The sequence below is a fragment of the Mesoflavibacter sp. SCSIO 43206 genome (assembly GCF_019904215.1).
GTDB classification, from domain to species: Bacteria; Bacteroidota; Bacteroidia; order Flavobacteriales; family Flavobacteriaceae; genus Mesoflavibacter; species Mesoflavibacter zeaxanthinifaciens.
On sequence record NZ_CP063201.1, the window covers coordinates 2,919,649 to 2,943,015 of the forward strand.

Consider the following 23,367-nt stretch of genomic DNA (forward strand, 5'->3'; position numbering starts at 1 on the left):
ACTTCGTTTGATAAAGGATAATGCGAATTGGAAATTTGCATTATCAGTTCATTATTCCTAATTTAAAATAATCGCGAAAAATTGAAAATCGACATTACATCCGAAATTGAAAGATTTAAATCTCACATAACTCTTCCAGATAATAACCAGATGATTTTTTCAGGAATATTTGGTATAGGAAAAACCTATTTTTTAAAGGAATTTTTCAATAAACATTTGGATGATTACGAACTATTCTTACTGTCGCCAGTCAACTATTCAATATCAAATAACGATGACATAATAGATTATATAAAATATGATATTGCTTTCGAACTTCTTGGTAAAAATGTAGAATATGAAAAAACAGATTTTTCAAAATTGCTGACCGCTCAGTTTTATTTAAAAGATAATTTTTTAGATACGATGTCTCTTTTAGCAAAAAGTGGTGGGAAAATCGGAAAAGCTTTCAGTGATATTTATGAAAATTTAAAAAAAATCGTAAACAATATTAAAGAGCATAACTCTGAATCACAGATTGACGAAAAAAAAGAGTTAATCGATTTTTTAAAAGAATTAACCGCAAGAGACAATTCTATTTATGAGGAAAACAGAATAACCGAATTGATTTCAGGACTAATTGAAAAACTTAAAGAAAGTGATAAAGAAATAGTTCTGGTTATAGATGATTTAGATAGACTTGACCCTGAACACATTTTTAGAATACTAAACGTCTTTGCTTGTCATTTTGACATTGGGAATTTTAACGAAAATAAATTTGGATTCCATAAAATAATCCTTGTTTGTGACATTGAAAACATTAGAAATTTATTCCATTCAAAATATGGGACAAAAGTAGACTTCTCAGGATATATTGATAAATTTTATAGTAGAGAAATCCACTACTTTGATAACAAAGAAATTGTAAGTAAATCAGTTGAAACAATATTAGCGTCAATTAAAATACAAGGTGAATACGACCACATAATAAACTTAGGTGCAAGAAATAGAACCACTACAGTAAATTTTAAAGAAATTTTAGAAGATTTAATTAACAATGATTTATTAAACCTTAGAACGTTATTAAAACTATTTGATAAAGAGTATACGTTAAAATTCTTTGATTTTAAAATTGGTAAAAATCACAATAGAGCATCTAGTTGGCATTTTCAGAAAATATTAGTTTTTGATTTCTTAATCTCATTTTATGGCTCAATAACAAGCTTGAGAACAGCACTAGAAAAACTAGCAGAAAGAAATCCTTCAAAGCTTGTTGATGAAATACAACTTAGACGATATGGGGATTTGATAGCTTTAATAGATTACAAAAATCATAAAACCTCAGAAGGTGATTTTGAATATAATAACGCTGATTTAAATATTTCTATTAAATATTCTGCTATGAGGTATGGAGGTTGGAGAGACGAAACAACTGCAAATATTAAAGAAGTTACATACCTTGATAATCCTGATATAAAGAGGTTGGACTTCCCATTTGCACCACTTTTAAAAATAGCTTTTGAAGAATATCTAAATTTAACAAGAATAAAAAACTAAACGCAACAATGGCTATAAGTAGTTGCTAATTCTCGACTAATTCTTATCCTCCAATAGCGGTACAAATCTAAACTCGCCAAACTCAGTTTTTTCAAAATCGGTTTGCCCTTTTCTAACAAAAAGTGTCATGGTTTGCACGTTATCTCCAACAGGTATTACCAAACGACCATCAATTTTAAGTTGCGCTAATAAGGGTTTTGGTACAAATGGTGCGCCAGCAGTAACAATAATACTATCAAAAGGTGCTTCTTCTACCAACCCTTTATAGCCATCACCAAATATTAGTTTTTTAGCACGATAGCCTATTTTTGGTAAAAAACGACTGGTTAGTTTAAATAATTCATGTTGTCTTTCTATACTATACACTTTAGCACCAAGCTCGCATAACACAGCAGTTTGATAACCGCTACCTGTACCAATTTCTAAAACTTTATCACCACGTTTTACTTGCATTAATTCGGTTTGAAAAGCTACCGTATAAGGCTGCGATATGGTTTGATCTGCCGCAATAGGAAACGCCTTATCTTGATACGCATGATCTAAAAAACTAGAATCCATAAATAAGTGTCTTGGTATCTTACCAATAGCATTTAAAACATCGTTATTAGTAATACCTTTTGCTTTTAAAACTGCTACTAGTTTCTGTCTTAATCCTTTATGTTTAAACGTATCTTTCAAAATATGGGCTAGTTTAGAAGGCTAAAATTACTTTAAAATTTTGAAGCTCAAAATAAAAATTTTCAATTTATAAATTCTTCTTAAATCAAAGATTTAATTATCAAATTCATTTAAAAAACTGTTTAAAAAACTTATTTTTGTTAAAAACAGAATAATCTATGCTTAAAGCTGGTGTATTAGGTGCTGGTCACCTTGGAAAAATTCATTTAAGACTACTTAAACAATCAGAAAAATTTGAATTAGTAGGTTTTTACGATGCAGACCAAGAAAACGGTAAAAAAGTAGAAGCTGAATTTGGCTACAAATATTTTGAAACTATAGAAAAATTAATTGACGCAGTAGATGTTGTAGATATTGTTACACCAACATTATCGCACTTTGACTGCGCTAGACAAGCCATTAAAAAAGGCAAACATATTTTTATTGAAAAACCAATTACTAACACGGTGCAAGAAGCAGAAGCTATTAGAACTTTGGTTGCAGAACACGGTGTAAAAGGTCAAGTTGGTCATGTAGAGCGTTTTAATCCTGCATTTACAGCAGTAAAAGACCAATTAGATAGCCCAATGTTTATTGAAGCGCATCGATTGGCCGAATTTAATCCACGTGGTACAGACGTACCTGTGGTTTTAGACTTAATGATTCACGATATAGACGTTATTTTAAGCGTTGTAAAATCTAAAGTTAAAAACGTATCTGCAAGTGGCGTTTCGGTAATTAGTGACACACCAGATATTGCAAATGCGCGTATCGAGTTTGTTAACGGTTGCGTAGCCAATATTACAGCAAGTAGAATTTCACTTAAAAACATGCGTAAAACACGTTTTTTCCAGCGTGATGCATACATTTCGGTAGACTTTTTAGAAAAGAAATGTGAAGTCGTAAAAATGAAAGACGCACCAGAACAACCTGGAGATTTTGATATGATTTTACAAAATGCCGAAGGTATTAAAAAGCAAATCTATTTTGACAACCCAGAAATATCAGCTAACAATGCCATTTTAGACGAGCTAGAAAGTTTTGCCAACGCCATAAACACTAACACAACACCAGTTGTAACATTACACGATGGTACAGAGGCTTTACGTGTAGCCACAATGATTATCGATCAATTTTAAACTAATTTATAATTTAAAAATTTCGCTTTCGCGGAAATAAAATTCAACATACAAACATGAAACATGTAGCAGTTATTGGCGCAGGAACAATGGGTAATGGTATTGCCCATACTTTTGCACAATCAGGATTTAAAGTTAACTTAATAGACATTAGCGACGCGTCTTTAAAAAGAGGTATGGATACCATTGCAAAAAATTTAGATCGCATGGTCGCTAAAGAAAAAATTACAGAAGCTGATAAAGCTGAAACTTTAGCAAACATTACCACATTTACAACTACAGAAGATGGCGTTAAAAATGTTGGTTTAGTTGTAGAAGCAGCTACCGAAAATGTAGACTTAAAACTTAAAATCTTTAAGCAGTTAAGCGAAGTTTGTCCGGAAGAAACCATCTTAGCAACAAACACATCTTCTATTTCTATCACACAGATTGCTGCTGTAACCAACAGACCTGACAAAGTGATTGGTATGCATTTTATGAATCCTGTACCAATCATGAAATTAGTAGAAATTATTAGAGGTTACAACACGACAGATGAGGTTACAAATACGATTATGGAATTATCTAAAACTTTAGGTAAAGTTCCTGTAGAAGTTAATGATTATCCTGGTTTTGTTGCCAATCGTATTTTAATGCCAATGATTAACGAGTCTATCGAAACGTTATACAACGGTGTTGCTGGTGTTACTGAAATTGATACCGTAATGAAGTTAGGTATGGCACATCCAATGGGACCATTACAATTAGCAGATTTTATTGGTCTTGATGTATGTTTATCCATCTTAGAAGTGATGTACAACGGATTTAAAAACCCTAAATACGCACCTTGCCCATTATTAGTAAATATGGTTCGTGCAGGTAAATTAGGTGTAAAATCTGGAGAAGGTTTTTACGATTATTCAGAAAGTAGAAAAGCCGAAAACGTTTCAAAACAATTTAGTTAATTAAATAATAATCAGACAATAAGGTAAATTCAACTAAAGTTGATGTTTACCTTATTTTGTTTTTGTTTATGAGTAAAATTTTACCATTTAAAGCTGTAAGACCAACAAGAGACAAGGTAAGTCTAGTTGCTTCAAGATCGTATCAAAGCTATACGCAAGCCGAACGTGAGGCAAGATTAGATTATAATCCGTTTTCTTTTTTACATATTGTTAATCCAGGTTATAAATATGATAAAGAAATTTCTGGAGAAGCTAGATACAATCTTGTAAAAAACAGATATTTAGAGTTTAAAGAAGATGGTATTTTTATTCAAGATCAATCACCTTGTTATTACATTTACAAAATTGTAGATAGAGATAATCAAGAGTTTAATGGTATTGTTGCAGCTGCAAGTGTTGAAGATTATAACAACAACGTTATAAAAAAACACGAAGATACCATTGCGTCTAGAGAAGTTATTTTTAAAGATTATTTAAAAACAGTTGGGTTTAATGCAGAGCCTGTACTACTTACCTATCCTAAAAATAATACTATTAGCGCGATTATTAAGGAAAAACAAAAGGAACGTGCAGAGTTTGAGTTTACTACTACTTACCGAGATACGCATTACCTTTGGTTAATTGATAATCCCGAAGATATAAACGCTATTAGCGATGCGTTTAGCAACATAAAAAAATTATATATAGCAGATGGACATCATAGATCTTCGTCTTCAAAATTACTTTGTGAAGATTTAAAATCTAACAATCTACAACATACAGGAAACGAAACTTATAATTATTTTATGAGTTATTTAATCTGTGAAGAAGAATTAAAAATTAATCAATTTAATCGCTTGGTTAAAGATTTAAACGGATTAACAAAAGAAGAGTTTTTAATTCAACTAGATACGATGTTTAGAATAGAAAACAGAGGTATCATGCCTTATCAACCTACTAAACAACATCATTTTAGTATGTATTTAGATGGTGAGTTTTATTCGTTGTATTTAAGAAAATCTAATTATATTTTTAATACCGCTTTAGATCAATTAGATGCGCAAATACTATACAAAACTATCTTAGAACCAATTTTAGGCATTACAGATCTAAGAAACGATAACCGCATTATGTATTTAAGCGGTAAAAAAGACATTGTAAATTTAAAAAGTATGGTAGATAGTAACACTTTTAAAGTTGGATTTGGTATGATTCCTGCAACTATCGAGCAAATGAAACTTATCGCAGACCAAAATCTAACAATGCCACCAAAAAGCACATATATAGAACCTAAATTAAGAAGTGGCGTTACTATTTATGAGTTTTAATTCAATTTAATCTATGAGCATAAAACATAACTTAGCTACTATAAAACAAACATTACCAGATCATGTTACACTTGTAGCTGTATCTAAAACAAAACCTGTAAGCGATCTAATGGAAGCTTACAACGCTGGACAACGCATTTTTGGAGAAAATAAAATCCAAGAAATGGCAGATAAGTATCAAGAAATGCCAAAGGATATTAAATGGCATATGATTGGTCATGTACAGCGTAACAAGGTTAAATATATGGCTGAGTTTGTAGATTTAATTCACGGTGTAGATAGTCTTAAACTACTAAAAGAAATAAACAAACAAGCCATAAAACACGATAGAATAATTAACTGTTTACTTCAAATTAAAATTGCTGAAGAAGATAGTAAATTTGGAATGCGCATTAAAGATTCTGAAGAATTATTGCTTTCTGAAACCGTTTCAGAATTAAAAAACATAAACATCGTTGGTCTTATGGGAATGGCAACATTTACAGATAATAAAGATCAAATAAAAGAAGAATTTTTACGCTTAAAATCTGCTTTTGACGATTTAAAAGACATACAAACTTCAAATTGCAACTTGCAAACTATTAGTATGGGCATGAGTGGCGATTACAAATTAGCTATAGAATGCGGTAGTACAATGGTTCGCGTTGGAAGTAGTATTTTTGGCGAAAGAAATTACAACAATTAGTTAATAATCAGATTAACAAAAAAACGCATAAACAAATATATTCAATAGTCGACATAGAAACTACAGGCGGTAAATACAATGAAGAAGGTATTACCGAAATTGCTATTTATAAATTTGATGGACATAAAGTTGTAGATCAATTTATAAGTTTAGTCAATCCCGAAAGAGAGATTCAGCCATTTGTGGTTAATCTTACTGGGATTAATAGTAATATGCTTAAAAATGCGCCTAAGTTTTATGAAGTTGCTAAACGTATCGTAGAAATTACCGAAAACACCATATTAGTAGCTCACAATGCGAAATTTGATTATCGCATACTTCGTACAGAATTTAAACGATTAGGTTTTGATTACGAACGTGAAACGCTATGCACTGTAGAGCTTTCTAAAGATTTAATTCCAGACCAAAAAAGCTATAGTTTAGGTAAACTTGTTCGCGCTTTAGGAATACCAGTAAGCGATAGGCATCGTGCAGCAGGAGATGCAAAAGCTACGGTTAAATTATTTCAGTTATTACTAGATAAAGACACTAATAAAAACATTATACAAGAGTCCGTTAGAAAAGAGCCTAAATTTCAAATGGAACCAAGGTTAATAGATATAGTTCAAGATTTACCTAGTGAAACTGGCGTGTATTACATTCATAAATCGGACGGAGAAATTATTTACATAGGCAAAAGCAAAAACATAAAAAACCGCGTTAATCAACATTTTACGGGTACAAATCCAAAGTCAAAAAAAATACAAAGTTTGGTCGCTGCAGTTACTTTTGAAAAAACAGGAAGCGAATTAGTTGCGCTTTTAAAAGAAAGTGAAGAAATTAAAAAAACAAAACCTGCTTTTAATAGAGCGTTAAGACGTAATATTTTTACGCATGCACTTTACAGTTTTACAGACCATAGAGGTTATATAAATCTAACCATTGATAAAGCCTATAAAGACAAAGCTAATATTACAACGTTTAGCAACAGACAAAGCGGTAAACACTTTTTAGAAAAAGCAATAGAAGACTATAATCTTTGCCAAAAACTAACAGGAATTTATAAAACCAACACAAGCTGTTTTAATTACGAATTAAAAAAATGTAAAGGCGCTTGTATACAGGAAGAATCTGCAGAAGACTACAATAATCGCGTTAATCAATTATTAAAAAAACATAGCTACGACCAACAAAATATGGTGATTATAGATCGAGGTCGTGATGTTGACGAACGTAGTGCTATTTTAATTAAAAATGGCATTTTTAAAGGGTTTGGTTTTTACAGCTTAAACTATCAAATTAATAATTTAGATATTTTGGAATCTATTATCACACCAATGGAAAATAATAGAGATCAACAACATATCATACAAAGCTATTTAAGACGTAATAAGCGTCTAAAAATCATTCAATTATAATTTTAATTGTACTTTTATTTATATGAAAGCCAACAAACAAAATAACTGGAAAGAGAAACTTCATGAAATTATTTATGAAGCAGATACACCTGCCGGAAAATTGTTTGACATTATTTTACTACTTCTAATAATTACAAGTATAATTTTAGTTATGCTTGAAAGTGTAGAAGAGTTTGCTACAAAATATATCGATTTTTTAAATGCAGCAGAATGGGTCATAACCATACTTTTTACTATAGAATATATTGCACGTATAGCTGTGGTAACTCAGCCTAAAAAATACATTTTTAGTTTTTACGGAGTTGTAGATTTATTATCTACAATTCCTAAATATTTATCCTTTTTTATACTCGGGTCGCACTCTTTAATAGCCTTTAGAGCATTACGATTAATGCGCGTATTTAGAATTTTAAAACTAGCAAGATATGTTGGTGAGTCTAATAATCTAATTAAAGCGCTTAGAGCAAGTCGTGCAAAAATAGCTGTATTTGTATTTTTTGTGCTTATAGTTTGTGTTATTCTTGGCGCTGTAATGTACATAGTAGAAAGTGGTCAAGATAGTGGCTTTACAAGCATACCAAGAAGCGTGTACTGGGCAATAGTTACACTTACAACTGTAGGTTATGGCGATATTGCTCCAGCTACTGCATTAGGACAATTAATTTCTTCAATAATAATGATTATTGGTTATGGTGTTATTGCTATTCCTACAGGAATTGTATCTGTAGAATATTCTAAAAATTATAAAGAGAACACACAAACCATAAAAAAACCAACAGTAAAACAAATAAGAACAAACACACAAATTTGCAGTAATTGTCTTGAAAAAGACCATGATAACGATGCTAATTTTTGTAAAACCTGCGGTAATAACCTTCATTAATTTTGAACAATAAAAAATACTTAATTTCTATTGTTGGTCCTACAGCAATTGGCAAAACAGCGCTTAGCATAAAATTGGCAAATTATTTTAAGACTGAAATAATTTCGGCAGATTCTAGACAGTTTTTTAAAGAAATGAGTATTGGTACTGCTGCTCCAACAGAAGAAGAATTAGCTGCTGCTCCGCATCATTTTATTCATCATAAATCCATTACAGAAGATTACAATGTTGGTGCTTTTGAAAAAGATGCGCTAAAAAAAATTGAAGAGCTACATCAAAAACATGATATAGTAATTATGGTTGGCGGCTCAGGTTTGTATGTAGATGCTGTGACAAAAGGATTAGATTATTTTCCTGATGTAGATCCAAAAATTAGAGAACAACTTAATTATACACTTAAAAAGGAAGGTTTGGAAGCGCTTCAGCTTCAGCTTAAAAATTTAGATATAGTTGCTTATAATACAATTGCTATTGATAATCCACATCGTGTTATTCGTGCTTTAGAAATTTGTATAGGAACAAACAAACCATATTCTTCGTTTTTAAATAAAGAAAAAAACAAAAGACCATTTAAAACAATTACAATTGGTCTAACAGCAGATAGAGAGATTATTTACAACCGTATTAACAAGCGTGTTGATATTATGGTTGAAAATGGTTTAATTGATGAAGTTAAATCTTTAATTGAATACAAACATTTAAACGCATTAAATACGGTTGGTTACAAAGAAATCTTTAACGCTTTAGACAATACTTGGTCATTAGACTTTGCTATTTCTGAAATTAAAAAAAATAGCCGAAGATTTGCTAAACGACAATTAACCTGGTTTAAAAGAAACAATGACACACTTTGGTTTGACTATTTAGCTCCTTTAGAAAAAATTATAACGTCAATAAAAAATACTATGTAGTAAAAAAAAGGTCAGCTAATAATTAGCTGACCTTTTTTATTGTAAATTAAACTAAAACTAGTCTTTATTAACGACTAATCTAAATCCTTCTCCGTGAATATTTAAAATTTCAACATTAGGATCTACTTTTAAATATTTTCTAAGTTTTGCTATGTAAACATCCATACTTCTTGATGTAAAATAGTTATCATCTCTCCAAATTTTTGTTAAAGCAAGTTCACGAGGCATTAAATCATTCTCATGTAACGCTAATAAACGTAGTAATTCGTTTTCTTTTGGCGATAGCTTAATTGGCTCGTCTTCTTTAAACGTAAGAAATCTTAATTTAGAGTTTAAATGAAAATCTCCAATAGTAAATTCAAATTGTTTACTATCTGCTAAAGAGTCTGTTGCTTTACGTTGCATGATAGCTTTAATTTTCATTAAAAGTACTTCGCTATCAAAAGGTTTATTTAAGTAATCATCTGCTCCTACTTTATATCCTTTAAGCACGTCTTCTTTCATAGCTTTTGCTGTAAGGAAAACAATAGGAATATCTTCGTTTTTTTCTCTAATTTCTTTAGCTAAAGTAAAACCATCCTTATAAGGCATCATGACGTCTAAGATACATAAATCAAAATCACCTCTTTTAAATTTTTCGAAGCCTTCCATACCGTTTTTGGCATGTGTTACTTCGTAATCATTCATAGTTAAATAATCTTTAAGGACAGTTCCAAAATTTGGATCGTCTTCTACTAATAGTATTCTTTTTTGTACTTCTTCCATAGTTTTTATGATATTAACGGAAGTTTGATTGTAAACGTACTTCCTTTGTCTTTTTCACTTTCTACCGATATGTGACCTTGATGGTCTTCTATTATTCTTTTTACATAGGCTAATCCTAACCCATGTCCTTTTACATTATGTATATCTCCTGTATGTTCTCTATAAAATTTTTCGAACACACGTTTTTGTGCTGATTTGCTCATACCACTTCCGTGGTCTTTTACGTGCACTAAAATATTATTACCTACAACTTCTGTTGTTACTATTATTTTTGGTGCTTCTGGAGAATACTTAATGGCATTATCCAGAATATTTACTAATACATTTGTAAAATGAGAGTCGTTTGCTAAAACAGAGGTTTTGTCTGCGTTTAGATTAACGGTTATCTCTCCACCTCTATCTTCAATTATTAGTTCTACGTGCATTATTGCTTCTTCGACTAATTCATGCAGATCTACTCGTTCTTTACTTATGTTTAGTTCATTTTTTTCAAGTTTAGATATTCTTAAAACGTTTTCTACTTGTGCGTGCATACGTTTGTTTTCTTCACGTATCATTCCTAAATAACGTAATACTTTATCTTTATCTTCTAATATTTTAGGGTTTTTTATAGAATCTAATGCCAAATTAATTGTTGCTATTGGCGTTTTAAATTCGTGCGTCATGTTATTAATAAAGTCTGTCTTTATTTGTGAGATTTGACGTTGTTTAATTAATTGATAAAGTGCACTTGAGTATGCTAAGATAATTACCGATGTAAATACTATTGATAATATTAGCATAGTCATAATTGAAGAAAGAATAAACTCTTTACGATCAGGGAAATTAACTAGTAGTCTATAGTTGTTTTTATCATTTTTGTTTAAAAAAATTGGAACACTAAAGGTAGCGCCTTCATTTTTTTCAAAATCTTCTGTTTTTACTTTTGTTGCTAATTCGTTACTGTAAATGGCAAATTCGTAATCTATATCTATATCGTCTTCTAATAGTTTTAAACTAAGAAGTCTATTAATTTCGTCTACTGTAACACGCTTGTGTATTGGTCTTCTATATGCAAACTCTTCGTAAGAGTTTTTAGAGAAGACTTCTGCATATTCTTTTGTACTAATTTCTGATAAAAGTGCTGTTAGGCTTGTACCACCTTCAACTAAATTGTTATCTACTACTTTAGTTTCTTTTTCGCTTAGTATTCTTTTTACGTTTATACTATCTAAACCTATGTCAAAGAGCGCAGACGATAGTTTAAAATTTTCTTCTAAAATACCGTTTCTGTAAATTAGGGTTTCGTTATTATCTCTATTTTTTTGCTCTACATAAAAGTTTAAAATTGCAGTTGTATCTGCTTTTGTTCCGCTTTCTTGTATAGATTTTGTAACCCAAAAAAGATGTTTATTATACTCTTGATCTTCTATTGTTTTAGAAACATAACTTAATGCTTTTTTTACATTAAAATTAAATTGCTCTTCTGTGTTTCTAAGAGAATTGTTGATATAGTAAGCCTGCACTAATATTATCCCTATCAAGGACAGGCTCATTAAGACAACTAAAGCAAGAAAAACTCTTTTGTTCATCACCCAAAATTAAGATTTTAACATTTACCCTTCCTTGCTTTTAACCTTACATTAACAAAAATGTTAAAATTTAGTCTTTTTGTAGTTTTTGTAACAGATTTTGATGTATTTGTAGTACTTGGGCTTTAGCTTCTTCTAGATTTATATTTTGAATTACATAATCTGAAAGCTTAATTTTTTCTTCATCTTTCCATTGGTTATTCATCACAGATTTTACTTTTTCTTTTGACGCACTATCTCTAGACATAACTCTTTTTAGCCTAACTTCTTCTGGTGCTGTAACCGTTATTATGTAGTCATATTTTTTATAGCTACCGTTTTCAAAAAGGATTGCTGCTTCACTAATTACGTAAGGCGCTTCTTGTTTTTTTACCCATCTTTTAAAGTGACTAGCTACTTTTGGATGGACAATAGCATTCATTTTTTGTAATAAATCTTTATTGTTAAAGATTTGTTTTGATAAAAAATCACGATTTAATTTTCCGTTTTGATAAGCATTATCACCAAACAGAGCTATTAATTTTCTTTTAATTACTTTAGACCGATTCATAAGCGCTTTTGCTTCTGTATCTGCAATATAAATTGGCACACCTAACTCTTTAAAAAAATTAGCTATTGTGGTTTTACCACTTCCTATTCCGCCAGTTAATCCTACTAAAGTTTTCATTGTTGGGTTATAATAAATTCTATTTGTTGCTCTTGTAGCCTAACATTTTTTATGTTATTTGGTTTAGTAACAATTTTGGGTATTAAATATGATTTATTTTTTGAGTTTTTGTAATCACATTCTATTTTAAAATCTTCTTCAGAAATTGAATTAAAATTATCGATTGTTGTAGCGTATTTAACTGTTAATTGTTTAGGAAAGTAATTGATTTTTATATGATCTGGAACATTAATTATTGATATAGGTAATGTAACAACACCTTCTGTAAACTTTGAAACTTCTATTTTAAACTGAACTTTATTTGTTTCAACTTTAACATCATCACTAATACTATCTATAACCAAATCTACTATTGTATTGACATTTGATTTTAAATCTTTAAAATCTTTATGTTTAGTTTTTACGTAGTTTATATCTTTTAACAAACTAGCTGGACCAATTATTTTAATAGAATCTGGATAAACTTTAACGTTATCTAAAGTGTTAAAGCCTTGCGCATAAGTTATATTAAAATCTGTTTTTACTGGAATCTTTTTTATTTGGTTAACATCGTATCTAAATATTAAACTATCTGGATTTACGTTTACAACCTTTATATTTTTACCAAATTGCTTGCTAATATTTGAAAATCCTTTTTTTTCTGTCCAAATTAAAGTTGAATCTTTTAAAATCACATCAGATTCTAAATCGACTTCAACTGTTGGTTTATTAATTGCATACCTTAACCATTTAAAACCATAAGTGTCTAAAGTAATTTTTAATTGATTAGATGTATCGTTTAAAATAACCTGAGTTTCTTTAGCATTTGTAGGCTTTACTTTAAAAACTAAAGTACCTTGATAATTTTGTGATAATTTAGATAATATTAAAATGGTCAAAGAAATAACAAAAAAAAGCACAAAAACATTAAGTTTTTTACTTTTAAATAATTGTGATATTTTATTTTTTATTGGACTCATTTATGATTTAAAAAATAAACTAGGAAATAGATCTTCTGGCTTTTTACTACTTAAAGATAATATTATAGTTGACTTTAAAAAACCATATCCATAACCAAAAAACTGAATTATAATTGCTAAGACACTTTTAATAGCAACCATTAAGTTTTTTGTCTTTAAAATAGCTAAAATAAAAGCAACACTAAAATACAAAACATAAGCTAATATTGGTAAATAAACGTTTAATACAGCTAACACTATTGAAAATAATAAACCTGTAATAAACACACTAGGAAACCAATAGGTAATTTTTTTTGTTGAAGGATGCCATAAATTTAAGATTGGTCTTACCGACCCAAACTTATATACTTGTTTATAAAATTTAGACCAAGATATACGACGTTTATGATAGACAAATGCTTCTGGTATCAGTTTGGTTTTATAACCCAAGTTCCATAATCTAATAGATAAATCAGGATCTTCACCAGGATGGATATTTCCAAAACCGTTAGTATCTAAAAACCCTTTTTTAGATAATCCCATATTAAAACTTCTTGGTTGAAATTTGTCTACAGATTTTTTATTTCCTCTAATTCCTCCTGTAGTAATTACAGAAGTCATACTAAAATCTATTGCTTTTTGAAGTGATGTAAAACTTTTATGTGCAGCGTCAGGACCACCAAAACAATCTACATAATCGTTATCTAAACTATTTTTTACTTCAATTAAATAATTTGATGGTAAAAGGCAATCGCTATCTAATATAATAAAGTAATTACCTTTTGCTTTTTTCATCCCGTAATTTCTAGAATCTCCAGGACCAGAATTTGGTTTAAAAAAATATGAAATATCCAAAATTGACTGATACTTTCTAATTACCGCTTTAGAGGTTAAAGTAGAACCATCTTCAATAATAACAACCTCAAAAGGGATATCTCCTTTTAATTTAGAAAAACTTTGTAGTAGTTCTTCTATTTCATTTGGACGATTATAAACTGGGATTATAAATGAAAACTCTAATTTCATAAAACAAAAGTAAGTTAAACCCATAAAAAAAGCCACCTAAATAGGTGGCTCTTTTATTATATATATTAAAAGTTAGTTTTTAATAACTTTTACTGTCTTAGTTGCATTACCGATAGTTACTTTAACAAAGTAAGCACCAGCTTGTAAGCTAGACATATCTACAACTTCTGTCATAGCATTTGGTACATTTCTAAATACCTCTTGACCAACCATATTGTAAACAGACACATTATTAATCTCTTTTTGAGCAGATAATGTTAAGTTATTGTTTACTGGGTTTGGATAGTAAGTAAATGTTGCTTTATCTTCAACTTCTGAAACTCCTAAAGTAGCATATGAATCAACATTAAAATTGGCTACAAAAAAGTCTATATCTTCTGCATCATCTACTGAGCCTTCTGTTGCCCAAAATGCAAACTTAACTGTAGAAGATGTTATTGTACTAAGATCATATATCTTATTATCACCTGTGTGTGACGGTGCATTTTCAACATTAAATGCCTCTAGAGTAGTCCAAGTTACACCATTATCTTCTGAAATTAATAAAAGTACCTCATCATCAGAACCCATTAGGTTAGGTGTCTCCGCAACAGTAGAGTTCCATGCTGTAACACCAACATCAAAAGCTAATCCGTATCCACCAGACGAAAAATCAAATACTGGACTCACCAACCAATCTTGCTGAGTGTTAGAATACAAATTGATTTTAGCTGCTTCTATACCTACTGTATTTAAAAAGTCATCATTAGTCCAGCTTCCGTTATTTCCATCTGGACCAGTAGCTACATCAGTATTATTACCTTCTGTCCAACAACTTGGTGCTATTGTAGAAAAATCAGCAATATAGTTAGGTACTATAGCTGCACATAATGTAGTAAATGCATAAGGACCAGACCAAACACTAGTGTCACCACCACAAATGGCTTGTACGTAGAATTCGTAGTCTGTATTGTCAGTTAAGCCACTCTTTGTAAAACCATTAGCTACAGCTGTATCAGTTGCAGTACCTGTTGCAGCATCGCCTGCTAATACAACTTCTACATTGTAAGTTGAGGCTGTTCCGTTTTCTGTCCAACCTAAATCAGCTGAAGTAGCCATGATATTTGTTGCTGTTAAATCTGAAGGTTCTACACAGCTTGGGATTGGCTCTACTACAAATTCATCAAAATAGATATAATAACCATCTAAACCTCCAGATGGAACATGTATTGCTATATATACATCTCCTGTATAACTACTTAAATCTATAGGCGCTATCTCAGTCTGTGTTGTACTAGAAACTTGAGTTAATGGTAATAATTCTTCGGTAAAATCTGTTGGTGTGCTTCCTGAAGTAGATAACACTACTCTATAGTCATTTGGTTCTGAAGAACTTCTAGCTCTTACACTAAATTTTAAACGTTCATTACCTGTTAATGTAAATTGAGGTAATACTAAATAATCATCATTATTACCTGAATTAAAATCTGTATAAAGTCCTGCTGTTGTTGATCCACCTACTCCATAAGTCGTGTAAGTTCTCCAATTATCTGTATCTCCATTATTATTAATATGACTCCAACAAGAAGGTAAATCTGGTGTAGAAACTGATTCAAAGTCCTCTGACCATGGATATGAAGTTATAGGATTACATAATGTAGTAAAAGTATAAGGACCAACCCAAGTACTTGTATCTCCACCACCACAATCTGCTTGTACATAATATTCATATTGATTACCTGCTGTAAGACCTGATAATGTATATGGATTTGTTATTCCTGTTGATGTTGCTGTTCCTGTTACTGTTCCACCTGCTGTCACATCTACTAACTCAATATTCCATGAGGTCTCTGTCCCTCCAACTGTCCAACTTAAATCTGCAGATGTTGTTGTTATATTTGTAATAGTTAAACTTGAAGGTTCTGCACATGTAGGCAAAGTAGAAAAAGAGAATGGTCCAACCCATGCACTTGTATCACCACCACAATCTGCTTGAACATAATATTCATAACTATTATCAGGAGTTAACCCTGATGCCAAGAAAGGGTTTGCAACACCTGAATCTGTAACTGTTCCTGTTACTGTACCACCTGCTGTAACATCAACGATCTCAACATTCCATAAAGTTTCTGTTCCTCCTGCTGTCCATGATAAATCTGCAGATGTAGTCATAATGTTTGTCGCTGTTAGGTCTGAAGGAGATGGACATGCTTGAGCAATCCCCATAAATGTAGCGTTTCCAATATAATTGGTTAATACTCCTGTTATAGGTGCTTCTGGGTCAAAATTCACAGAATCACTTATATGTCTTAATGTTCTATTAGCACCAACATTAGTACCTACTATCATATCTCCACTAGTATCATAATTAGGTTCGCTTGCATCTAAAGCAATAATAAGGTTATCTGTTCCATTATATGTAAATGGAGCATTAAACGTAAAAGTTATAGTAGTACCAGATTTAGTTAAAGTCCCACTAGTCATTACTTGGGTTAATGTAGAAACATCTACCCAATCAGATGTAGTATCAAATTCTACTTTAGTAGTATGACCTATCCATAAATCTATCATGTCATCAGAATTTGGAATAGCATCTGCATCTGCCATTTCAAAAGTGATGGCAGTAATGTCTCCAGAAGCATTAATTTCTGACGCTAAATAAATAGATTGAGCATAAGAATATCCGTAAAAAGCACCTAGTGGATATGCACTATAAGCATTTGTATAGGTTCCTGTACCTACGGTGACTTGTGCCATACTCTGCCAACAAAAGGTCAAAGAAAAAATTGCAAAAAGCAATAAAGTAATTTTTTTCATATTAATTATAAGTTTAGTTAAATTTTAGTTTACTTCCTAAAAGTATTAATTTATTGTTAATGATTTTGCTATCACGTAAACAAATCGTTAAAAAACATATAAAAAGGGTGAAATGATAATTGTTTAAATTTTCAGCATATTCATTCAAAAAAAACGTCTTACCGAAGTAAGACGTTTAAAGTATTTATATTTTTTTAAGGTTTTTATTGCTCTTTATCTACAAAAGCTTCCATTACCGCATCACTTACTCCCATATTACTAAATCCTCCATCGTTATATAGGTTTTGTAAGGTAACTCTTTTTGTTAAGTCACTAAATAACGTAATTGTATAGTTAGCACAATCTATTGCTGTTGCATTACCTAAAGGCGACATTTTTTCTGCATAAGAAATAAATCCATCAAATCCTTTTACACCTTGACCTGCTGTTGTTGGTGTTGGTGATTGAGAAATTGTATTTACTCTTACTTTTTTATCTCTTCCAAAGAAATAACCAAAGCTACGTGCTATACTCTCTAAATAGGCTTTATTATCTGCCATATCATTATAATCTGGAAATACGCGTTGTGCAGCCATGTAAGTTAAAGCTACAATACTTCCCCATTCGTTCATTGCATCCTTCTTATATAATGTTTGCATCGTTTTATGAAAAGACATTGCAGATACATCTGTTCCTTTTTGTGTCCAATCATAATTTTGATCTGTGTAAGCACGTCCTTTACGTACGTTAACAGACATTCCTATAGAGTGAAGTACAAAATCTATTTTTCCTCCTAAAAGTTCCATAGATTTTTCTACTAAGTTTTCTAAATCTTCTAAAGATGTTGCGTCTGCAGGTATAATATGAGAACCTGTTTTACTTGCTAACTCATCTATTTGTCCCATACGCATTGCTATTGGTGCGTTAGTTAGAACAAACTCTCCGCCTTCTTCATGTACTCTTTCTGCTGTTTTCCAAGCTATTGAATTTGGATCCAATGCTCCAAATATGATTCCTTTTTTTCCTTTTAATAAATTGAATGACATATTTTTAGTTGTTTCTTTTAATTTTATTAACCTTGTGTCTTTAAGAATTCAAATTTATAAAATAACTATTACTTAAGTTACTTTAATTTAATAATTGTTTGGCATGAGCTATTGCAGATTCTGATAAGGCAGCTCCGCCAAGCATTTGCGCAAGCTCTACTACTCTTTCATCATATTCTAATTTAACTAGATTAGATGTAGTTACATTATCGATATCTTGCTTGTAAACTTTAAAATGAGTGTTACCTTTTGCCGCGATTTGCGGTAAATGGGTTATACTAAATACCTGCATTTTTTGACTCATTTGCGACATAATCTCTGCCATTTTATTAGAAATTTCTCCAGAAACACCTGTATCAATTTCATCAAAAATTATACTTGGTAGTTTTATATATTTTGAAAGTATTGATTTAATCGCCAGCATAATTCTTGACAATTCACCACCAGAAGCTGCTTTTTTAAGCGTATTAAATTGTCCGCCTTTATTTGCTGAAAATAAGAAATCTAATTCGTCTTTACCATTAAATAAAAAGATTTCGCTTTTGTTTAAAGTAATTTTAAACTGAGCATTTGGCATACCTAATTGCGATAAAATCGCTTCTAATTGAGTAATTAATTTTGGTATAGCTTCATTACGTTTTTTTGTGATTATTGCAGCTTCACTATCTAATTGCTTGACCACTGCTTTTATCTCTTTTTCTTTATTTAAAATATCTTTATCAACATTTTCTGTAGCTTCTACCTTTTGTGCTAATTGTTCTCTAATTTCAATTAACTCTGGTATGGTCTGCACAATATGTTTTTGCATTAGATTGTTGATTGCAGATAGTTTACCTTCGACTTCTTCAAGTCGTTTTGGGTTAACGTCTAATTCCGTTTGAAAACGTTCAACTTCTGTCGCTACATCATCCAATTCAATTAAAGTACTATTGACGCGTTCTGACAAGTCTTTATAATTAGCAGAAATTAACGCTAATTTTTGCATCGTGTTTTTTACTTCTCTTAAATTGGTCAAAACACCTATTTGCTCTTCACTTAATAATTGGTTTACCGATTCTAATTTTTCTTGAATAGACTCTACGTTACTTAACACTTCAAATTCTTCTTCAAGTTCTGCTAACTCGTCTGGTTTTAGGTTTGCCGACACTAATTCGTATAATAAAAATGAATTATAGTCGTGTTCCTTTATCGCTTCTGCTTGAAATTGTTGAAGTTGCTTTAATTCCTTTTGAAGTGATTTATATGTTTTTAAATATCCTTTATAAGTCACTAAGTTTTCTGAAGTTTCTGCTAAAGCATCAATTACTTGAAACTGAAAATTATCATCTGTTAATTGTAATGTTTCGTGTTGAGAATGTATATCTATCAACTTTTCGCCTAACAGTTGAAGACTATTTAATTTTACTGGAGAATCGTTAACAAACGCTCTAGATTTTCCTGATGGTAAAATTTCTCTTCTTATTATAGTTTGCGCTTCGTAATCTAAATCTTCAGCTATAAAAAGAGACTTCAAATTATAGTTTGATATATCAAAAGTAGCTTCTATGATACATTTTTTTTCGGTATCTCTTAAACTAGATAGATCTGCACGCTTACCTAAAATTAGAGATAAACCGCCTAAAAGAATAGATTTACCTGCACCAGTTTCACCAGTAATAATAGTAAATCCGTCATTAAAATTGACCTGTAATTGATCTATTAATGCGTAGTTTTTTATGGATAATCCAGTTAGCATATTTTAATTTGAAAATAATAAAGTTGAAAACTAAATCTAAGCCGTAAGCTTTAAAACTTAATGTTTCGCCATTTAGACGAATGTATTGGCGCTACTTTATTTAGTGTATCTACCAAATCTACGATATCTACACTTGGACCACTTGAAAATATTTGCTCAATTTCTTCTGCTTTTGCATCAAAAAATATCCTTGATAAATAAGAGTTTGGTCGTCTTCTATTCATCTCTTTAAAATTTAAAAGCGCTAAAACTATTTCGTTTTTTGCATCCTTTAAATTAGTACTCATTTGGTCTAATCCTCTTCTATGGTAATTGTACATTACGTCTCTAAACTCCTTATAAGTTGGAGACATTAGGTTATCTATTAAAGCAAATCTACTTTGCAAACCGTCTTCTAACTTCCAGCCAGAATAACCTGTTTGTTGTGAAAAGTTACTAATATTTTGTGCTTGTTTAAAATAGATGTCGCCTCCATTTTTCTGAAAAGAGTCTGCATCCATCCCCAAAATCATGTATACATGAAATGATAGCACAGAAATTAAATTAGAAACGTATTGATTTGGGTTGTAGATCAGGTTTTGAAACTCGACATACTCAAAAGAAAAATCTTTATCGTTAATGTTATATACCGGTGTTGTATAAGTAGAACCAAATACTGGTCTAGACGACTGTATTTGTAATGTTGCACTGTAATTATTACCAGAATATTCGTTAATATTTATAACCAAATTACAGTTAATTCTCTCTTGTGGTAAAAATGTTTTATTAGTCCATTTTGTGTTAGAAATAAACTCTTTTAACTGATTTTCTAGAGTTTTAAATTGCTGTAAATTTTCATTACCTGTTAGCTGTGCATTTACAACAACATTAGCGTTAAACTCTTGTGCAAACAATGAAACATTGCAAGAAATTAAGAATAAAATAATAAAAATATTACGCATCTAAAGCTGATATTATGGTGTTTAAAATGTCTTTAGCAACTTCGGTTTTAGATTTTAATTCAAAAGTATTAATTGTTTCGTTTTTATCTATTAACGTTACTTTATTAGTATCTGATTTAAAACCTGCACCTTTGTCTTGTAACGAATTTAAAACAATTAAATCTAAATTCTTTCTTTTAAGCTTGCTTTTTGCATTTTCCAGTTCATTGTTGGTTTCTAAAGCAAAACCAACTAAAAATTGTTGTTCTTTAATTTGCCCTAAAGACGCTAAGACATCTTTTGTTTTTTCTAATTCTAAGGATAACGTAGATTCTGCCTTTTTTATTTTTTGAGTTGCTACTTCTTTTGGCTTGTAATCTGCAACTGCTGCTGCTGCAATAGCAACATCAACAGATTTAAAATAGTTGTGCGCCGCTTCATACATGTCTTGAGCACTTACAACAGGTACAACGGTAATTAAGTTATGAGTTACCTTTTGATGTGTTGGACCAGAAATTATAATAACTTCTGCGCCTAAATTTGCTGCTGCTTTAGCAATCTCGAAACCCATTTTTCCTGAGGAATGATTACCTATAAACCGAACAGGATCTATAGCTTCGTAGGTTGGACCTGCTGTAATCATTACTTTTTTTCCGTTTAACGGAAGTCCATTTAAAATATCTTTTTCAATAAATGAAACGATATCTTCTGGTTCTGCCATTCTACCTTGCCCTACTAATCCGCTAGCTAATTCGCCTGAAGTTGCAGGAATCATAACATTACCAAAGGATTGTAGTTTTTTAAAAGAATTTAAAGTAGATGGATGTTTGTACATATCCAAATCCATTGCTGGTGCAAAATACACTTTACATTTAGCCGATAAATAGGTTGCTAATAACAAATTATCGCAAGTACCATTTGCCATTTTTGACAATGTATTTGCTGTTGCTGGTGCGATTACAAAGTAATCTGCCCAAAGACCTAGCTCTACGTGGTTATTCCATGTGGCGTTTTCGTCTTCTTCGTCTGTAAATGTAGAGTAAACTGGATTTTTAGATAGAGTGGATAATGTTAACGGTGTTACAAAATCCTTAGAAGCAGGTGTCATGACTACTTGTACATTGGCACCTGCTTTTATAAATTGTCTAACTAATGTAGCTGTTTTATATGCAGCAATACCAGCGCTAACGCCTAATAGTATATTTTTGCCGCTTAAAATTGACATTAGTTTATTATTTGTTGTCTTCTTCTGTATTACGGTAGTAGATTTTTTCGTCTAACCACTCTTTTACCGCTAAAGCATGTGGTTTTGGTAATTTTTCGTAGAATTTAGAAACTTCAATTTGCTCTTTGTTTTCAAAGATTTCTTCTAAGCTATCATTGTAAGTAGCAAACTCTTCTAACTTCTCTATTAATTCTTTTTTGATTTCAGAATTAATTTGCTCAGCTCTTCTTGATATAATAGAAATTGCTTCGTAAATGTTATTTGTTTGAGCATCTACTTCATTTCTGTTGTACGTTACTGTAGATGCTGGAGCATCGATTTTTTTTAAATCCATAATATTAGCTATTTGTACTATATTGTTCTAATTGTTTAATAATGTCTTCGTTCATTTTATCTGCATCTTCAATAAACTCGGACTGTGCGTATAATTTTTTGAAAGCATTATAATAAGTTAATGCTTTTTCTAAACGTTCTTGTTTTTTATCTTCAATACTTTTTATTGCTAATTGATAAGCAGAATCAAACCTGTAAAACAATGCTTTTTCGCGTAAGCTTGACCCAGGAAAATCTACTATAAAGTTATCAAAAGATTTTATCGAAGCTTTGTAATCTGTTATATGATTATATTGCTTTGCTGTACTATACGCTTTTAACTCTAATTTGTATTGTAAATCTTTTACAGTTTGGTTTATCTCTGGCATATAGCTAGAGTTTGGGTATAAATTAGCAAATAATTGTAATTTTTCTAATGCGTGTTTTGTTTCGTGTTGATCTTTAGAATATACAGGTGACAATGCTGCATAACTAATTGCACTTTTATAATAGGCTTCTTCTAACTTTTCGCTTCTTGGATATGCGGTTACAAATCTTTCAAATTGATAACCTGCTAAATAATGCTCTCCTGTTTCATAAAAAGTATTTGCATATAGATACATTAACTTTTCTGCCTGAGGTTTACCTCTGTAAGAAGGCACAATTTGAGTAAATAAACGATTGGCTTTGTTATACTTACCTTCGTTATACAATTGTTCTCCTAACTGAAACTTTGCAGCTGTATCTTCAGATTTTAAAACCTTTTGAAATTCACCACAAGAACTTAATAAAACAGATGCGACTAAAATGTAAAATAAATGCTTCATAAAATTTTAACGAAGCGCAAAAATACGCTATTTAAATGGATTTTAAAAATATAATTTAAACGCTAAAGTAATCGTTAGATTATAGTTTAAAATAGGTTTAA

At 30.7% G+C, this 23,367-nt stretch carries 21 protein-coding genes; 8 read left to right on the top strand and 13 right to left on the bottom strand.

Annotated elements, in window-relative coordinates; genetic code table 11:
• The first annotated feature begins 81 nt into the window (after positions 1–81).
• Positions 82–1,536: a P-loop NTPase fold protein gene (locus INR78_RS13445; RefSeq protein ID WP_223076929.1), complete on the top strand. Its 1,455-nt coding sequence runs from the start codon at positions 82–84 to the stop codon at positions 1,534–1,536.
• A 36-nt stretch (positions 1,537–1,572) separates the two neighbouring features.
• On the opposite strand, the gene INR78_RS13450 is transcribed toward INR78_RS13445, so the two are convergent.
• Positions 1,573–2,214, bottom strand: a complete 642-nt coding sequence (locus INR78_RS13450; RefSeq protein WP_223076930.1) for a protein-L-isoaspartate(D-aspartate) O-methyltransferase — start codon at positions 2,212–2,214, stop codon at positions 1,573–1,575.
• Positions 2,215–2,372: 158 nt separating this feature from the next.
• Here INR78_RS13450 and INR78_RS13455 point away from each other — a divergent pair, with 158 nt between their 5' ends.
• The 7 genes from INR78_RS13455 (at position 2,373) to miaA (ending at position 9,459) form a co-directional block, all read left to right on the top strand.
• Entirely contained in the window at positions 2,373–3,332 is a 960-nt protein-coding gene (locus INR78_RS13455; RefSeq protein ID WP_223076931.1) for a Gfo/Idh/MocA family protein, read from the top strand.
• A gap of 56 nt (positions 3,333–3,388) precedes the next feature.
• Complete coding sequence (locus INR78_RS13460) at positions 3,389–4,276, top strand: 3-hydroxybutyryl-CoA dehydrogenase (RefSeq protein WP_223076932.1); 888 nt, start codon at positions 3,389–3,391, stop codon at positions 4,274–4,276.
• A 68-nt stretch (positions 4,277–4,344) separates the two neighbouring features.
• Positions 4,345–5,583 carry a DUF1015 domain-containing protein gene (locus tag INR78_RS13465; RefSeq protein WP_223076933.1) on the top strand — a complete coding sequence of 413 codons (1,239 nt, stop codon included), beginning with the start codon at positions 4,345–4,347 and terminating at the stop codon, positions 5,581–5,583.
• Positions 5,584–5,596: 13 nt separating this feature from the next.
• The gene (locus INR78_RS13470; protein ID WP_223076934.1) at positions 5,597–6,268 is read left to right on the top strand and encodes a YggS family pyridoxal phosphate-dependent enzyme; all 672 of its coding nucleotides are present in this window, start codon (positions 5,597–5,599) and stop codon (positions 6,266–6,268) included.
• A 35-nt stretch (positions 6,269–6,303) separates the two neighbouring features.
• Complete coding sequence (locus INR78_RS13475) at positions 6,304–7,665, top strand: exonuclease domain-containing protein (protein WP_223078077.1); 1,362 nt, start codon at positions 6,304–6,306, stop codon at positions 7,663–7,665.
• Positions 7,666–7,687: 22 nt separating this feature from the next.
• On the top strand, positions 7,688–8,548 hold the full coding sequence (locus tag INR78_RS13480) for an ion transporter (RefSeq protein ID WP_223076935.1): 861 nt from the start codon (positions 7,688–7,690) through the stop codon (positions 8,546–8,548).
• A gap of 2 nt (positions 8,549–8,550) precedes the next feature.
• On the top strand, positions 8,551–9,459 hold the full coding sequence (gene miaA / locus INR78_RS13485; RefSeq protein ID WP_370632463.1) for a tRNA (adenosine(37)-N6)-dimethylallyltransferase MiaA: 909 nt from the start codon (positions 8,551–8,553) through the stop codon (positions 9,457–9,459).
• A 57-nt stretch (positions 9,460–9,516) separates the two neighbouring features.
• On the opposite strand, the gene INR78_RS13490 is transcribed toward miaA, so the two are convergent.
• The 12 genes from INR78_RS13490 to INR78_RS13545 form a co-directional block, all read right to left on the bottom strand.
• Positions 9,517–10,224 (bottom strand): response regulator transcription factor, encoded by a 708-nt coding sequence (locus INR78_RS13490; protein WP_027878762.1) that lies wholly within the window; start codon positions 10,222–10,224, stop codon positions 9,517–9,519.
• Between the two features lie 5 nt (positions 10,225–10,229).
• A complete protein-coding gene (locus INR78_RS13495; RefSeq protein WP_027878761.1) occupies positions 10,230–11,795 on the bottom strand; it encodes a sensor histidine kinase KdpD in 1,566 nt (521 codons plus the stop codon).
• Positions 11,796–11,865: 70 nt separating this feature from the next.
• Entirely contained in the window at positions 11,866–12,462 is a 597-nt protein-coding gene (gene coaE, locus INR78_RS13500; protein ID WP_223076936.1) for a dephospho-CoA kinase, read from the bottom strand.
• On the bottom strand, positions 12,459–13,421 hold the full coding sequence (locus INR78_RS13505; protein ID WP_223076937.1) for a CdaR family protein: 963 nt from the start codon (positions 13,419–13,421) through the stop codon (positions 12,459–12,461). Before INR78_RS13505 ends, coaE begins: the two co-directional genes overlap by 4 nt.
• Positions 13,422–14,426, bottom strand: coding sequence for a glycosyltransferase family 2 protein (locus tag INR78_RS13510; RefSeq protein ID WP_223076938.1), 1,005 nt, complete (start codon positions 14,424–14,426; stop codon positions 13,422–13,424).
• 72 nt (positions 14,427–14,498) lie between these two features.
• Positions 14,499–17,222, bottom strand: coding sequence for a fibronectin type III domain-containing protein (locus INR78_RS13515; protein ID WP_223076939.1), 2,724 nt, complete (start codon positions 17,220–17,222; stop codon positions 14,499–14,501).
• 203 nt (positions 17,223–17,425) lie between these two features.
• Complete coding sequence (locus INR78_RS13520; protein ID WP_027878756.1) at positions 17,426–18,247, bottom strand: enoyl-ACP reductase; 822 nt, start codon at positions 18,245–18,247, stop codon at positions 17,426–17,428.
• Between the two features lie 82 nt (positions 18,248–18,329).
• Entirely contained in the window at positions 18,330–19,982 is a 1,653-nt protein-coding gene (recN, locus tag INR78_RS13525; RefSeq protein WP_223076940.1) for a DNA repair protein RecN, read from the bottom strand.
• 50 nt (positions 19,983–20,032) lie between these two features.
• Positions 20,033–20,923 carry a DUF4835 family protein gene (locus tag INR78_RS13530; RefSeq protein WP_223076941.1) on the bottom strand — a complete coding sequence of 297 codons (891 nt, stop codon included), beginning with the start codon at positions 20,921–20,923 and terminating at the stop codon, positions 20,033–20,035.
• Complete coding sequence (gene coaBC / locus INR78_RS13535) at positions 20,916–22,127, bottom strand: bifunctional phosphopantothenoylcysteine decarboxylase/phosphopantothenate--cysteine ligase CoaBC (RefSeq protein WP_223076942.1); 1,212 nt, start codon at positions 22,125–22,127, stop codon at positions 20,916–20,918. Before coaBC ends, INR78_RS13530 begins: the two co-directional genes overlap by 8 nt.
• 7 nt (positions 22,128–22,134) lie before the next feature.
• Positions 22,135–22,461 carry a DNA-directed RNA polymerase subunit omega gene (locus INR78_RS13540; RefSeq protein ID WP_027878752.1) on the bottom strand — a complete coding sequence of 109 codons (327 nt, stop codon included), beginning with the start codon at positions 22,459–22,461 and terminating at the stop codon, positions 22,135–22,137.
• 4 nt (positions 22,462–22,465) lie between these two features.
• Positions 22,466–23,266, bottom strand: a complete 801-nt coding sequence (locus tag INR78_RS13545; RefSeq protein ID WP_223076943.1) for an outer membrane protein assembly factor BamD — start codon at positions 23,264–23,266, stop codon at positions 22,466–22,468.
• Positions 23,267–23,367: the final 101 nt, after the last annotated feature.